Source organism: Roseateles chitinivorans, from assembly GCF_050632235.1.
In the GTDB taxonomy this organism is placed as follows: domain Bacteria; phylum Pseudomonadota; class Gammaproteobacteria; order Burkholderiales; family Burkholderiaceae_C; genus Roseateles; species Roseateles chitinivorans_A.
Genome location: NZ_CP192584.1, coordinates 122,008 through 136,523, shown reverse-complemented (window position 1 = coordinate 136,523; position 14,516 = coordinate 122,008). Strand labels below are relative to the sequence as shown.

14 protein-coding genes are annotated in these 14,516 nt (G+C 68.0%); 2 read left to right on the top strand and 12 right to left on the bottom strand.

Annotated features, from left to right (window positions below):
* Positions 1 to 42: 42 nt before the first annotated feature.
* From ACQ859_RS00505 to ACQ859_RS00465, 9 genes are all read right to left on the bottom strand, one after another.
* Positions 43 to 2,457 (bottom strand): putative bifunctional diguanylate cyclase/phosphodiesterase, encoded by a 2,415-nt coding sequence (locus tag ACQ859_RS00505; protein ID WP_431264145.1) that lies wholly within the window; start codon positions 2,455 to 2,457, stop codon positions 43 to 45.
* A gap of 6 nt (positions 2,458 to 2,463) precedes the next feature.
* Positions 2,464 to 3,078 carry a methylamine utilization protein gene (locus ACQ859_RS00500; RefSeq protein WP_431264144.1) on the bottom strand — a complete coding sequence of 205 codons (615 nt, stop codon included), beginning with the start codon at positions 3,076 to 3,078 and terminating at the stop codon, positions 2,464 to 2,466.
* Between the two features lie 26 nt (positions 3,079 to 3,104).
* Positions 3,105 to 4,172, bottom strand: coding sequence for a DNA polymerase III subunit delta (gene holA / locus ACQ859_RS00495; protein ID WP_431264143.1), 1,068 nt, complete (start codon positions 4,170 to 4,172; stop codon positions 3,105 to 3,107).
* Positions 4,173 to 4,191: 19 nt separating this feature from the next.
* The gene (gene lptE, locus ACQ859_RS00490) at positions 4,192 to 4,716 is read right to left on the bottom strand and encodes an LPS assembly lipoprotein LptE (protein ID WP_431260240.1); all 525 of its coding nucleotides are present in this window, start codon (positions 4,714 to 4,716) and stop codon (positions 4,192 to 4,194) included.
* A 2-nt stretch (positions 4,717 to 4,718) separates the two neighbouring features.
* Positions 4,719 to 7,352 (bottom strand): leucine--tRNA ligase, encoded by a 2,634-nt coding sequence (leuS, locus tag ACQ859_RS00485; RefSeq protein ID WP_431264142.1) that lies wholly within the window; start codon positions 7,350 to 7,352, stop codon positions 4,719 to 4,721.
* Positions 7,353 to 7,442: 90 nt separating this feature from the next.
* Positions 7,443 to 7,910 (bottom strand): ExbD/TolR family protein, encoded by a 468-nt coding sequence (locus ACQ859_RS00480; protein WP_431264141.1) that lies wholly within the window; start codon positions 7,908 to 7,910, stop codon positions 7,443 to 7,445.
* A gap of 37 nt (positions 7,911 to 7,947) precedes the next feature.
* Entirely contained in the window at positions 7,948 to 8,592 is a 645-nt protein-coding gene (locus tag ACQ859_RS00475; RefSeq protein WP_431264140.1) for a MotA/TolQ/ExbB proton channel family protein, read from the bottom strand.
* A 40-nt stretch (positions 8,593 to 8,632) separates the two neighbouring features.
* Positions 8,633 to 9,439: a 4-hydroxy-tetrahydrodipicolinate reductase gene (dapB, locus tag ACQ859_RS00470; RefSeq protein ID WP_431264139.1), complete on the bottom strand. Its 807-nt coding sequence runs from the start codon at positions 9,437 to 9,439 to the stop codon at positions 8,633 to 8,635.
* Positions 9,436 to 10,029 (bottom strand): outer membrane protein assembly factor BamE, encoded by a 594-nt coding sequence (locus ACQ859_RS00465; RefSeq protein WP_431264138.1) that lies wholly within the window; start codon positions 10,027 to 10,029, stop codon positions 9,436 to 9,438. Before ACQ859_RS00465 ends, dapB begins: the two co-directional genes overlap by 4 nt.
* A gap of 82 nt (positions 10,030 to 10,111) precedes the next feature.
* On the opposite strand from ACQ859_RS00465, the gene fur reads away from it, so the two are divergent.
* Positions 10,112 to 10,543, top strand: a complete 432-nt coding sequence (gene fur, locus ACQ859_RS00460) for a ferric iron uptake transcriptional regulator (protein WP_431264137.1) — start codon at positions 10,112 to 10,114, stop codon at positions 10,541 to 10,543.
* Positions 10,544 to 10,636: 93 nt separating this feature from the next.
* On the opposite strand, the gene hprK is transcribed toward fur, so the two are convergent.
* The 3 genes from hprK to hpf all read right to left on the bottom strand — a co-directional run bounded on the left by hprK (position 10,637) and on the right by hpf (position 12,743).
* Entirely contained in the window at positions 10,637 to 11,599 is a 963-nt protein-coding gene (hprK, locus tag ACQ859_RS00455) for an HPr(Ser) kinase/phosphatase (RefSeq protein ID WP_067281136.1), read from the bottom strand.
* 52 nt (positions 11,600 to 11,651) lie between these two features.
* On the bottom strand, positions 11,652 to 12,122 hold the full coding sequence (gene ptsN, locus ACQ859_RS00450; protein WP_088407577.1) for a PTS IIA-like nitrogen regulatory protein PtsN: 471 nt from the start codon (positions 12,120 to 12,122) through the stop codon (positions 11,652 to 11,654).
* Positions 12,123 to 12,401: 279 nt separating this feature from the next.
* Positions 12,402 to 12,743 carry a ribosome hibernation-promoting factor, HPF/YfiA family gene (gene hpf / locus ACQ859_RS00445; protein WP_297523898.1) on the bottom strand — a complete coding sequence of 114 codons (342 nt, stop codon included), beginning with the start codon at positions 12,741 to 12,743 and terminating at the stop codon, positions 12,402 to 12,404.
* Between the two features lie 747 nt (positions 12,744 to 13,490).
* On the opposite strand from hpf, the gene corA reads away from it, so the two are divergent.
* Positions 13,491 to 14,480 carry a magnesium/cobalt transporter CorA gene (gene corA, locus ACQ859_RS00440; RefSeq protein ID WP_431260247.1) on the top strand — a complete coding sequence of 330 codons (990 nt, stop codon included), beginning with the start codon at positions 13,491 to 13,493 and terminating at the stop codon, positions 14,478 to 14,480.
* The last annotated feature ends 36 nt before the right edge of the window (positions 14,481 to 14,516 follow it).

Sequence of the window (14,516 nt, the reverse complement as noted above, 5' to 3'; positions counted from 1 at the left end):
AATCAAACTTGACCGACGTTCACACCAGGCAAGACCTGTCCCTCACAGCCCAGCCAGGATCGTGTTCGCCTGCGCGTCGTCGAGATCCGGCGGCTGCCAGCCGCGGAGCCAGTCGGCGAACTTCTCCGCCGGCATCGGCCGCGACAGGAAGTAGCCCTGCCCCTGGTCGCAGCCCAGCGTCTGCAGCAGCGTCCATTGCTTGGCCGTCTCCAGCCCTTCCGCCACCACCGTCAGCCCCAGGTTGTGAGCGAGCTCGATCGTCGAGCGCACGATCTTCGCGTCGTCGATGTCGCGCTCCATGTTCATCACGAAGCTGCGGTCGATCTTCAACTCGTCCACCGACAGCTGCTTGAGGTAGGCCAGCGACGAGTAGCCCGTGCCGAAGTCGTCGATCGACAGCTTGAAGCCCAGCGCGTGCAACTGCTCCAGCGTCTGCAGCGCGCGCTGCGGGTCGTCCATGATCGCGGACTCGGTGATCTCCAGGCACAGCGCCGGCGGCGGCACGCCCGCGACCAGGTCCGCCACCTTGATCGGCAGGTCCTGGTCCATCAGGTCGCGCGTCGACAGGTTCACGCTGATCGGCAGCGCCAGACCGTCCCGCTGCAAGCCCATCCACGCCTGCGCCGACGCGTGCAGTACCCACGCGGTGATCTGGCGGATGAAGCCCGTCTGCTCGGCGAAGGGGATGAACTCCATCGGCGGCACCAAGCCGCGCGTCGGGTGCTGCCAGCGCACCAGCGCCTCTGCGCCCGCGATCTTCTGGCCGTGCAGGTCCACCTTCGGCTGCAGGAACAGGCGGAGTTCCCCGGCGTCGATCGCGTGCCGCAACTCGCTCAGCAGCGAGAGCGATTCCTGGCTCGCCGCATCCATGCTGGGGGCGTAGACCTCGCACCCGCTCTGGCCGCGCTTGGCCGCATGCATGGCCAGTTCCGCCCGCGCCAGCAGCAGCAGCGGATCACGCCCGTGCTGCGGGTACAGCGCCACGCCCATCCCCGCCGACAGGTCCACCGTCTGGTCGTCGATGCTCAGGGCGCGTTCGAAGTCGCGCTGGATGCGCTTGCAGATCGCCTCGGCCCGCGTCGCGCCGGCGCCGTCGATCAGCAGCAGGAATTCGTCCCCGCCCACGCGCGCGATCAGGCTGACCTCGTCCTTCAGCAGGTGCCGCAGCCGATCCGCCACCGCCCGCAGCAGCCGGTCGCCGAACGGGCGCCCCAGCACGTCGTTGACGTGCTTGAAGCGGTCCAGGTTCAGCATCAACAGCGAGAAGCGTTCCTCGCTCTCCGCCATCCGTCTCGCCAGCGCCTGATGGAACTGCTCGCGGTTCGGCAGGTCCGTCAGCGGATCCCAGAACGCGAGCCGGTTCACCTCTTCCTCGCGCGCCCGGATGCCCTGGCGCATCGCCTCGAAGGCCTCCGCGAGATCGCCGATCTCGTCGCGCGAGGGCCGCGTGACGGGCTGCGCATAGTCGCCTTGACCGAGCCGGTGCGCCGCGCTCGCCAGCGCCTTCACCGGCCCGCTGATGCGCCGTGCCGTCAACACCGCGCCGATCGCGAACAGCAGCACGCCGACGCCGCTCAGCCCCAGCAGCATCCATTGCAACCGGCGGTAGGGCGCCAGCGCTTCATCGACCGAGCGCAACAGCAGCACCGCCACCGACTTGTCGGTGTCGCCGCCGTGCGCCAGCGGTTGCAGCCGCGCCTGGAACAACTCGTCGTCGAGCGGCAGATGGAAGGTTCTCGCGTCGCGGTCCGCTGCGCCCAGTGTGGGCAACGACTGGACCGCACGGGCGGTCGCGGCCGGATCGAGCACCGACGCGAGCACCTGCCACTGCCCCGTCGCCGATTGCGCCAGCAGCACGCCCTGGATGCGCACGATGCGCTTGAGTTCCTGCAGCTGGTCGCTCTTCAGTTCGAACCCGGTGAAGATCCAGCCGCCCAGGCCCGCGGCGCGCATCCGCGCGACCACGACCTGGTAGGCCTTCCCGTCCAGCAGCAGCAACTGGCTCTGCGCGCGGCCCTGTTGCTCGCGGGTGACGCCGCGCAGCAGCGGTGTCACCTTCGCCGCGATCGCGTCGGTCGCCGTCACCAGCTTGAACGAATCGTCCGCATACCCGATGAACGCGGCGTCGCCGCGCTCGCTCAGGTTGGTGAAGACGTCCTGCAGCATGGCGCGCAGTTCCTCGCCCTGGATGCCGGCGGACACGAGCTGGCGCAGGCCGTAGTCGGACTGCAGCAGATCGGCCACCAACCCGCGCTGCTGGTTGTCCTCGTCGATGAGCTGGACCAGGATGCGTTCGCCGGCCTCGAGTTCCTCGGTCACCTGCGCGCGGGCATTGCGTCCGATGCCCTGGTCGATCAGCGCGAGGTTGAGCAGCTGGACCACCAGCAGCAACGCCAGGAACAACGCGACGATGCGCCCTTCCAGCCGCCGCAGGTTGAGGAAGTCCGGCCAGCGCATCGCGCGTCAGTCCTTCAGCTCGACCTTCAGCACACCGGTCGCACTCGCCCCCACCGTCAGCGGCTGCGCGGTCGGAGCGGCATTGCCCAGGCGCGATGCCCACAGCCGCAGGCGGTGGTCGCCGGGCGGCAGGTTCAGCCTGACCTCGCCCTTGGCGTCCGTGATGCCGAAGGCCGGCGTGTCGACGACCACGATGTGCGCGCTCATCCGGTCGTGGATGTTGCAACCCAGTTGGGCCACGCCCGGCTTGTCGAAGACCACCGGCTCCGACGGCGTGCCCGAGTACAGCTTGAGCTCGAACTTCTTCGTCGGCGAGAACGAATAGACGTGGTGGCGGACGGTGTCGAAGTTGGGAAAGTTGACCGCGGTGCCGGTCTGCACCACCAGCAGCTGGGGCTGGAACTGACGGTCGCGCTGGGCCATCTGGGCGACGACGCCCGCGGCCGGCTTGGCCGGCTGGCCTTTCAGTTCGACGGCGACGGCCGCATTCGGCACGGGCGCGCCGTCGGCGTCACGGACCTGGATCGTCCAGTCCGCTGCGTGGGCCGCGGTCGCGCTCAGGAACACGCCCGACAGCATCGCGGCGGCCATCGACAAGGGGGCGGAACGGAAGGGACTCATCAGCGACGCCAGGTGGACGACAAGCGTCAACCATAGCGGGTTTTCTGGGCCGGCGGGCGCAGGGCTTGCTCCAGCAGGAGGGCCAATCGCCCCAGCGCTTCCCAGGGGTCGGCCGGCCATTCCGGGTGGCGCAGACCCTTGACGATGCCGTCGCAGATCTGCGCGGCGACGACCAGCCGCGTCAGCGCCGCCCCGTGCAGTTGCGGCACGATGCGCTCGAAGAGGCGCTCCTTCGGGCCCCAGATGCGGGACTCCCGCAAGGCCATCGGCAGCGGCTTGCCCGCGGCCACCGCGTCGTGGACGCGCTTCAGGCCGCGGATGTCCTCGGCCATCGTCCAGTGCACCAGCACGGCGGCCTCGCCCTCGGCCTTCAGGCCGTCGAGCATGCGCAGCACGCGGCCCACCTTGCCGCTCAGCAGCGCCTCGCTGAGCTTGAAGACGTCGAAACGCGCCACGTCCAGCACGGCGGCCTCGATCTGCTGCAGGCTGAGCTCGCCGGCCGGGTGCAGCAGCGCGAGCTTCTGCAATTCCTGGTGCGCGGCGAGCAGGTTGCCTTCCACGCGGTCGGCGAAGAACTCCAGCGCCCGCTGGCCGTCCGGTCCCGCCGCGACCGGCTGCCCCTGCTGCTGCAGGCGCCGGGCGATCCAGGCAGGCAGCTCGCGCCGCTCGACCGGATCGACCTTCACCGACACGCCGGCGCTGTCCAGCGCCGTGAACCAGGCGCTGCTCAATTGGGTCTTGTCCAGGCGGGGCAGGGTCACCAGCGTCAGCACGTCCGGCGGCAGGCCGTCGACGTAACGCTGCAGCGCGTCCGAGCCGTCCTTGCCCGGCTTGCCGCCAGGAATGCGGATCTCGATCAGCTGCTTGTCGGCGAACAGGCTCATCGCCTGGGAGGCCGCGATCACCGAGGCCCAGTCGAAGTGCGCGCCGCTGACGATGAAGACCTGCCGCTCGTTGTAGCCCTGCTTGCGCGCCTCGGCGCGCAGGACATCGGCGGCCTCCTGCGCGAGCAGCGGCTCGTCACCGTGCACCACGTACACCGGCTTGAGTCCCTTGGCCAGGTGGCCGGCGAGTGCGTCGCCCTTGATCTGCATGCGCGCGGTCCGTCCCGGGTCAGGTGGGGAGGTGCACCGCCGCGAGGCGGCGCAGCAGCAGGCCGACGGCTTCCACCTGCATGGCCTTCTGCAGCGAGTTCTCTTCCTGCTCCTTTGCCAGCGCCGCGCTTTCGCTGTAGTTCATGTCGCGCGTCAGGCGCAGCTCGGTGCGGGGCAGCAGGATGTCCCCGCCGGCCGTGCGCAGCGAGTAGTCCAGCGACAGCCGCAGCTGCCATTCCGTGATCTGGCCCGCCGCGGTCGTCGCCACCGAGGTCTTATCGCGGATCTCCCGCTCGGCGTCGATGATCACGTCCGCGCGGTTCGGGTCCTCGACCAGGCGGACGGTGCTGCGCTGCACCTGCCGGCGCAGCTCCTGCGCCAGCGGCGAGTGCGGGACGAAGCCGGTCAGCGCCAGCGTCTTGAAGTGGTAGACCGGTTCCTTGCGCAGCTCGAAGCCGCAGCCCGTCAGAAGGCCGGCCGCGCCCACGGTACCCAGCGCGCCCAAGGACGCGAACGACGACAGCAGATCACGGCGCTTCATCATGCTCACACCACCACGTTGACGAGACGACCCGGCACGATGACGACCTTCTTGGGCGCCTTGCCTTCGGCGAATTTCTCGAAGTCCGGACTGGCCAGCGCGATCGCCTCGATCGCGGTCTTGTCGGCCGAGGCCGCCACCTTGATCGCGCCGCGCAGCTTGCCGTTGACCTGCAGCATCAGCTCGATCTGGTCCTGCACCAGCGCCGACTCGTCGACCTGCGGCCAGGCGGCGTCCAGCAGTTCGCCCAGTTCGGCGGCGAAGCCGAGCTCGTTCCACAGCGCATGCGCGATGTGCGGGCAGGCCGGGTAGATGACGCGCAGCAGCACCGAGAAGCCTTCGCGAACCGCCGCCGACTGGCCTTCGGCCTTGAAGCCTTCCAGCGCGTTCAGCAGCTTCATCGCGCCGGAGACTACGGTGTTGTACTGCATGCGCTCGTAGTCGTACGAGACCTGCTTCAGCACCAGGTGGACCTCGCGGCGCAGCGCCTTGCCGTCGTCGTTCAGCGCGGCGAAGTCCGCGCCACCGGCCTTGATCGCGTCCACGTGCTTGGTGCCGAAGCCCCAGACGCGCTTCAGGAAGCGGTGCGCGCCTTCGACGCCGGCGTCGTTCCACTCGAGCGTCTGCTCGGGCGGCGACGCGAACATCACGAACAGGCGGGCCGTGTCGGCGCCGTACTCGTCGATCAGGGCCTGCGGGTCGACGCCGTTGTTCTTCGACTTCGACATCGTCGTCATCTCGTACTCGAGCGGCAGGCCGTCGGCCTTCAGCGTGCCGCCGGTCGGCACGCCGTGCTCGTTGCGGATGACGTCGACCTCGTGTTCCCAGTAGTAGTTCTTGCCGGCGTCTTCCGGCTTGCGGGAGAAGGCGCCCTTCAGCACCATGCCCTGCGTCAGCAGGTTGGTGAAGGGTTCGCTGAACTTGATCAGCTTCAGGTCACGCATGACCTTGGTCCAGAAGCGCGCGTACAGCAGGTGCAGGATCGCGTGCTCGATGCCGCCGATGTACTGGTCCATCGGCATCCAGTAGTCGGTGCCGGCGGCGACCATCTGCTCCGGATTGGTCGCGTCGCAATAGCGCATGAAGTACCACGAGCTGTCCACGAAGGTGTCCATCGTGTCCGTCTCGCGCTTGGCCGCGGCGCCGCACTTCGGGCAGCTGCAGTCCAGGAAGTCCGCGCGCTTGTTCAGCGGATTGCCGCTGCCGTCGGGGATGCAGTCCTCGGGCAGCACGACGGGCAGGTCCTTCTCGGGGACCGGCACCGCGCCGCAGGTGGCGCAATGGATGATCGGGATCGGCGTGCCCCAGTAGCGCTGGCGGCTGACGCCCCAGTCGCGCAGGCGCCAGGTCGTCTTCTTCTCGCCCAGGCCCTTGGTGCCGACCAGCTCGGCCACCTTGTCCACCGCCTGCTTGTGCGTCAGGCCGTCCAGCACGCCGGAGTTGATGCACAGGCCGCGCTGCTTGTCGCCGTACCACTCGGCCCAGGCGTCGGTCGAGTAGGCCTCCTCGCCCACCGCCACGACCTGCTTGATCGCGATGCCGTACTTCTTCGCGAAGGCGAAGTCGCGCTCGTCATGCGCGGGCACGCCCATCACGGCGCCGTCGCCGTAGCTCATCAGCACATAGTTGCCGACCCAGACCTCGATCTGCTCGCCGGTCAGCGGGTGCGTCACGAAGAGGCCGGTCGACAGCCCCTTCTTGTCCTGCGTGGCCAGCTCGGCCTCGGTCGTGCCGCCCTGCTGGCATTCCTCGATGAACGCGGCCAGCGCGGGGTGGGTCTTCGCGGCGTGCGCGGCCAGCGGGTGCTCCGGCGCGACGGCGCAGAAGGTCACGCCCATGATCGTGTCGGCGCGCGTCGTGAAGACGTAGAGCAGGCCGCCCTGGATGGGCTGGCCGTCCTCGCCGGCGATCGCGTGCGGGAAGGCGAAGCGCACGCCCTCGCTCTTGCCGATCCAGTTCTCCTGCATCAGGCGCACGCGCTCCGGCCAGCCCGACAGGTAGTTCTGGTCCGACGGATCGGCCACCGCCGCCAGCAGTTCCTCGGCGTAGTCGGTGATCTTCAGGTAGTAGCCGGGGATCTCGCGCTTCTCGATCGTCGCGCCCGAGCGCCAGCCCTTGCCGTCGATGACCTGCTCGTTGGCCAGCACGGTCTGGTCGATCGGATCCCAGTTCACGACCTGCGTGCGGCGCTCGGCGATGCCGGCTTCCAGCATCTTCAGGAACAGCCACTGGTTCCAGCGGTAGTAGTCCGGCTTGCAGGTGGCGATCTCGCGCGACCAGTCGATCGCCAGCCCCATGGCCTGCATCTGCGACTTCATGTACGCGATGTTGTCGTAGGTCCACGCGGCCGGCGGCACCTTGTTCTTCATCGCCGCGTTCTCCGCGGGCAGGCCGAAGGCGTCCCAGCCCATCGGCATCAGCACGTTGTAGCCCTTCATGCGCAGCTGACGCGTCAACATGTCGTTGATCGTGTAGTTGCGGACATGGCCCATGTGCAGCTTGCCGCTCGGGTAGGGCAGCATGGAGCAGGCGTAGAACTTCGGCTTGGACGCGTCCTCGACGACGCGGTAGGCGTCGCGGGCGTTCCAGTGATCGCGGGCGGCCTGTTCGACCTCGGAGGGGGCGTATTTCTCGTTCATGGTGGCTCGGGCAACGTAGCCGTCGATTGTAGGAGGCCGCGCGCGGCCGCCCCATCCTCTGTGGGCGGGCCACCCAGCGGGGGTGAGCGATCAGCGCTTCGGGGGAGGCGTGACGCCCTTGTCAGGTCCGGTGCCATCGGCGGGCTCGCCGTTCTCGGCGACGAACGCGATCCGGTTCAGCCCTGCCTTCTGCGCCCAGCCGATCAGCTGCGCGACCTTGCCGTAGGGCACGGACTGGTCGGCACTCAGGCGCAGTTCGGCATCGGGCTGGCGCTGGGCCAGTTGCGCCAGGCGCTCGCGCATGGCCTTGGCATCGAGCTTGTCCTCGCCCAGCACGTACTCGCCCTCGGGCGTGATCGACAGCGCGATGAAGCTCGCGCCGGGCGCGGGCGACGCGGCGTCGCTCTTGGGCAGATCCAGCTTGAGCGCGCTGCCCATCAGCGGCGCCGCGATGATGAAGATCACCAGCAGCACCAGCATGACGTCGATCAGCGGCGTCATGTTGATCTCGCCCATCGGCTTGGGCGCTTCGCGGCGTTCGAGGCGGCCGAACTTCATCGCGTGCGGGTCCGGGGGGAGCGGTCGGGCAGGGCGCTCAGGCGCCGCCGACGAGCTCGCGCAGGTCGTGCGCGAAACCTTCGAGCTCGGCCTCGCAGGCGGCGACCCATTTGCCGAACAGGTTGTAGGCCAGCACCGCCGGGATCGCCACGGCCAGGCCGGCGGCAGTCATGATCAGCGCCTCGCCGACCGGGCCGGCGACCTTGTCCAGGCTGAAGTTGCCGGTCGACGAGATGCTCAGCAGCGCGTGGTAGATGCCCCAGACCGTGCCGAACAGGCCGACGAAGGGGGCGGTGGCGCCGATCGTCGCCAGCACGACCTGGCCCCGGCTCAGGCCGTTCAGCACGGCATGCAGCGCGTCGCGCAGGCGGCGCGTCAGCTGCGAGGTCCTCTGCGCGGAAGCGGCCAACGTGCCCGGCGCGCTGTCCTGCATCGCGGCGTCGATCAGCGGCAGCATCAAGGCGCCGCGATCGAGGGTCTTCAGCTGGTCGCGCCCCTGGCCGACGTCGGGCGCCGCCCAGAACACCGGCAGCGCGCGGCCGAGGTCGGTCCGCGCCCGGGCCAATGTCCAGCCGCGCCAGAAGATCAGCACCCAGCTGCACACCGACATCGTCAGCAGCAGCAGGGAAACGAAACGGGCGACACCGTCGCCCGCTTGCCAGAGGTGGATCAGTTCGGTCATCGCGTCGCGGGTCGGGCGCCGATCAGGGGCGGTCGCGGGCTCAGGCGATGCCGAGCACGTCGTTCATGTCGAACAGGCCGGTCTTGCGCTCGCCCAGGAAGCGCGCCGCGCGCAGGCTGCCCTGTGCGAAGGTGGCGCGGCTCGAGGCCTTGTGGCTGATCTCGATGCGTTCGCCGACGCCCAGGTACATCACGGTGTGGTCGCCGATCACGTCGCCACCGCGCACGGTCGCGAAGCCGATCGTCGACGGATCGCGCTCGCCGGTCACGCCTTCGCGGCCGTAGACGGCGCAGGTCTTCAGGTCGCGGCCGAGCGCTTCGGCGACGACTTCGCCCATCTTCAGCGCGGTGCCGCTGGGCGCGTCGACCTTGTGGCGGTGGTGGGCCTCGACGATCTCGATGTCGTAGCCCTGCGCCAGCGCCTTGGACGCCTGCTGCAGCAGCTTGAGCACGACGTTCACGCCCACGCTCATGTTGGGCGCCATCATGACGGCGGCGCGTTGCGCGAACTCGCCGATCTTCGCCTTCTCGTCCGGGCTGAAGCCGGTGGTGCCGATGACGGTCCGCACGCCCAGCTCGGCGCACAGCGCGAGGTGCGCCATCGTGCCTTCGGGGCGGGTGAAGTCGATCAGCACGTCCGCCTGGGCCAGGCCGGCCTTGACGTCGCTGGAGATCGCCACGCCCGTGGTCTGGCCGAGGAAGGCGCCGGCATCCTGGCCCAGCGCGGGGCTGCCGTCGCGATCGAGCGCGGCCGCCAGTTCGAGGTCGTCCGATGCCAGCACCGCCTCGACCAGCATGCGGCCCATGCGGCCGGACGCGCCGGTGATCGCGATCCGCAGACGGCTCATCGACGGGGCTCCAGCGGCGGGTAGTCGCGCGTCGGGCCGATCGGCTCCGGCGCCGAGGCCGCGGCGGTGCGCACCGGCGGCGGCAGCGCCTTGCGCTCCTCGTCCGTCAACTCGAGCTTGGGCTCCTTGCCGCGGAGCTTCAGCGTGTTGATCGACGCGATGAATTCCTTCTCGGTCGGCAGGTCGTCCGGCGCGTCGATCTTCGACAGCTGGTCGCCGTCGAAGGTCAGCAGGATGTGGCGGTTCTGCGGTGCGGCGCCCTGGCGCCGGATCGTGAACACGTAGTCCCAGCGGGCCTCATGGAAGACGTCGGTCAGCAGCGGCGAGCCGAGCACGTCGCGCACCTGCGCGCGCGTCAGGCCGGGCTTCAGGGCCGCGATCTGCTCCTTGGTGACGACGTTGCCCTGGACGATTTCGACGCGATACGGCGTGACCAGGCCGAGCACCTTCTCGCCGCTGACGGAGAGCGCGTCGAACTTGGGCATCTGCGAGCAGCCACCCAGCGTCAGGAGACCCAGGGCCAGGCCGGCCACGGCGGCGCCCGTGGCGTTCCGGCGTGCAATGCGGGGGATACGGAAATTCAATGACATGGCACGTCTCGGCCGAGGCGCTAGGACTATGATCGGCGGATTCTAGCGGCACGCACCCACGCTCTCCGCAGGCGCCAACCCCATGAACCGGTCAGACGAAATCAAGAACAGCGGGCTCAAGGCCACCTTGCCCCGCATCAAGATCCTCGAGATCTTCCAGACGACCCAACAGCGGCACATGACCGCCGAGGACGTTTACAAAGCTTTGCTCGATGAACGCGCGGACATCGGTCTCGCGACGGTCTATCGCGTGCTCACGCAGTTCGAGCAGGCGGGATTGCTGTCGCGCAACCACTTCGAGTCCGGCAAGGCCGTGTTCGAGCTCAACGAGGGGCATCACCACGATCACCTCGTGTGCCTGACCTGCGGCTTCGTCGAGGAGTTCTACGATCCGCAGATCGAGGAGCGTCAGCACGCCATCGCGCTGGATCGCGGCTTCCAGCTGCAGGAGCACTCGCTCGCGCTGTATGCGAACTGCGTGAAGAAGGACTGCCCGAACAAGGTCGTCCGCTGATCGGCGCCTGTCTCCGCGGCTCAGACGACAAGGGGCTCCGCTGGAGCCCCTTCTTCATGGCGGGATCGACCGGCCGATAAGCCGGGCGGGTCCTCAGTTCGTGTCGTTGAGGCCCTGCTCGATCGCGCGTTGATGGCGCTCGACGAACTCGCGGTAGGTGTCGATGCCGCGCAGCTGCAGGATGGTGTTGCGCACGGCGGCCTCGACCAGCACGGCCAGGTTGCGGCCCGCGTCCACGGCGATCACGACCTTGCGCACCGGCATGCCCAGCACGTCCTCGTACAGCGGCTCGTAGGGCAGGCGTTCGAAGTCGCGCTCCATCGTCTCCTTGCGGACCAGGTGCACGATCAGCTTGAGCCGCATCTTCCGGCGCACCGCCGTCTCGCCGAAGATCGCCTTGATGTCCAGCAGGCCGATGCCGCGGACTTCCAGCAGGTTCATCAGCAGTTCGGGGCAGCGGCCTTCGATCGCCGTCTGCGCGATGCGGAAGAAGTCCACCGCGTCGTCCGCCACCAGACCGTGGCCACGGCTGATCAGCTCCAGGCCCAGTTCGCTCTTGCCGAGGCCGGATTCGCCGGTCAGCAGCACACCCAGGCCGAGGATGTCCATGAACACGCCGTGCCGCGTCGTGCGGTTGGCGCAGACATGCGCGAGGTAGGCGCGCACCAGGTCGATGACGTGGCCAGCGCTTTCGGCGGTGGTGAACAGCGGGATCTCGGCGCGGTCGCACATGGCGACCAGGCGGTCCGGCGGGACCTGGTCGTCGGCGACGATGATCACCGGCGGTTCCAGCGTGACGATGCGCGCGATGCGGCGGTCCAGCACGTCGCCGGAAGCCTGGCTCAGGTAGCCGACCTCGCGCCGGCCCACGATCTGGACGCGGTACGGATGGATGTAGTTCAGGTAGCCGACCAGGTCGGCGGCCGACTGCGCGTCGCGCAGTGCGGCTTCGTCGAAGCGGCGCTCAGGATGCGCGTGGCCGGCGATCCACTCCCAACGCAAGGCTTCGCGGTGTTCCTCGAACAACCGGTCCGCGCTGATGGAGGTGGCTTTCAAGTGCGGTGGGCCGTGGTCGTGGCGGTGAGGAGGCGGCGTGCTGCGTCGGCGCTCAGGCGACCGACTTCAGCGGTTCCCAGTCGGCGATCAGGCGATGCACCGTCGCGGCGTCGGACTCGGTCTTGAGGCGCTCGCGCAGTTCGCGGTCGGACAGCATCTCCGCGATCTCGGACAGGATCTCGAGGTGTCTCTGCGTCGCCGCTTCGGGCACCAGCAGGAAGATCAGCAGCGTGACCGGTTCGTCGTCCGGCGCGTCGAAGCCGATCGGCTGCTGCACGCGCAGCACGGCGGCCAGCGGATTCTTCAGGCCCTTGATCCGGCCGTGCGGGATGGCGACGCCATGGCCCAGTCCGGTCGACCCCAGACGTTCCCGGGCGAACAGGTTGTCCGTGACCGCGGCGCGGGAAATGGAATGGTTGTTCTCGAAGAGCAGCCCCGCGTGTTCGAAGACCCGCTTTTTGCTGGAAGCGTCCACATCGACCAGCACGTTGCTGGCGGGAAGGATGGCGGCGAGACGGTTCATCGGGCATGTGCCAGTCACGACGACCGGCGGGCTGGGGGAGCAGCACTGCGCACCAGCGGGGCGCAGATTCGAAGGTTGAGGGACAGGATTATAGGAATCCCGCCACCGGCAGGGGTGTGACGGATGCGACGCTCCTGTGAAAACGTCGTCCTTGGTGTTGCATTGCAACAATTCTCGGCAAAAAGGCGGCCCGATGGGCCGCCTTGCGGGCGGAACCCCGGGAAATCCCCGAGGTCCGCGGGAGGTCTCGCCGCCGGCCTGGGCCGCGACGGGGGCCGGTCATCCGGCGTTCAAGTCCATGCGCTTGGCCGATTCGTGATGATGGTTCTGCACACGGTCCTTGTGGCGGCAGACCTGCCGATCCAGCTTGTCCATCAGCTCGTCGATGGCCGCGTAGAGGTCCTCGTGCGAGTGCTCGCAGAAGATCTCCCGTCCCTTCACATGCAACGTGACTTCCGCGCGTTGGCGTCGATCCTTCTCCTTCTGCTTCTCCACGGTCAGCAGGACGTTGATGTCCACGACCTGGTCAAAGTGCCGGATGACCCGGCTCAACTTGTTCAGCACGTACTCACGCAGAGCCTGTGTCACTTCGAGATGGTGGCCGCTGATGGTCAGGTTCATAAAGCCTCCTTTCACAAGGGCTTGGTCGGAAACGGGTCGGAGTCGGCGGCGGATGCCGCGGGAAAAGAGCGGTTCAGGGTCTTGGGGTGGTCCTGGGGGTGGGGGCCTTGAGGCGGTGGAGAAATCGATGTGGGTGGAAGGCCACGCCGCCGACCGGGAGTCGGAAGCGTTCGGGAGCGGATGGAGGGATCAGGAGATGGCGTCGGAATGAACGGTCCGCGAGGGACCCGGAAGGCCGCGAGGGCCGATGGCATGCGGGTTCTGAGGCGACATCGATGAAGAAGACGAGTCCAGTCTGCACCCGATCCGGGACCTGGGCAAGTGATCAAAAGCAAGGTTTGGGGGCGAATATTCCCGCCTTGCGGCATGGCGAGGTCCGTGCTCGAATGCTGGGTGTTGTGCGGCGGACGCTCCTGAGCGCTCTTCCTTGCCGCCCCCGAGGACGCGATGTGATAATTCCGTGTCCCGATTACTGGAGTTTCCCTTGGACAGCGACCACCCTCGGTGGCCATCCACTCCAGCGTCAATCCGCCGCAGCTTCTGAGCGTTCCGCGTCACCGCACCAACGCCGCCGCGACGCTTGTCCGGAGTGAGACGGGCCACCTTCGACCTGCATCCCGCGCGCGCCGCTTTCCGGCGCCGCCCGCTCCCTGACAAATCCTGCGCCGCGACGATCCCGAGGGTCCGTCAACGCGCACTCAGGCTTGCGCGTTCGCCAGAGCGCGTCACCGCCGACGAAGGACCTGCATGCTCAATGTTTTCACGCTGGACAACGGCCGCCTCAAGGGAGGCATGGTCCAGGAGGAGATCGCGACCGCCGCCGAACTGCTCGCGCGCACGGACGACGGCCGCGACCCGGTCTGGGTCGACCTGGAGTCGCCCACGCCGCAGGAGAAGGACTGGATCCGCGAGCGCTTCGGCCTGGTGATCCCCGAGGACATCGTCGACGAGGATCTGGAAGAGTCCGCCCGTTTCTACGAAGAGGACAACGGCGAGCTGCACATCCGCTCCGACTTCCTGATCGACGACATGGAAGCGCCGCGCAACGTGCGCGTGGCCTTCATCCTGTTCAACAACGTGCTGTTCTCGGTCCACAACGAGGACCTGCCGGTGTTCCGGCTGCTGCGCCTGCGCGCGCGCCGCATCCCCGCGCTGATCGAGGATGCCAAGGACGTGCTGCTCAAGCTCTACGACGCCGATGCGGAGTACTCCGCCGACGTGCTCGAGGGCATCTACGACAACCTCGAGAAGGTCAGCGCGCGCGTGCTGAAGAAGGACGTCAACGACACCGAGGCCGGCGCGGTGCTCGCGGCGATCGCCCGCGAGGAAGACCTGAACGGCCGCATCCGCCGCAACGTGATGGACACGCGCCGTGCGGTCAGCTTCATGATGCGCAGCCGCATGCTCAATGCGGAGCAGTTCGAGGAATCCCGGCAGATCCTGCGCGACATCGATTCGCTCGACTCGCACACGGCCTTCCTCTTCGACAAGATCAACTTCCTGATGGATGCCACCGTCGGCTTCATCAACATCAACCAGAACAAGATCATCAAGATCTTCTCGGTCGCGAGCGTCGCGCTGCTGCCGCCGACGTTGATCGCCAGCGTTTACGGCATGAACTTCGAGGGCATGCCGGAACTCCACTGGAAGTACGGCTACGTCTTCGCGATCGGACTGATGATCGCGTCGGTCACCGCGCCCTTCATCTACTTCCGGCGCAAGGGCTGGCTCGCCTGAGCCTGTCGTCCTGCCGGACCTCCTCGACTCCTCCCG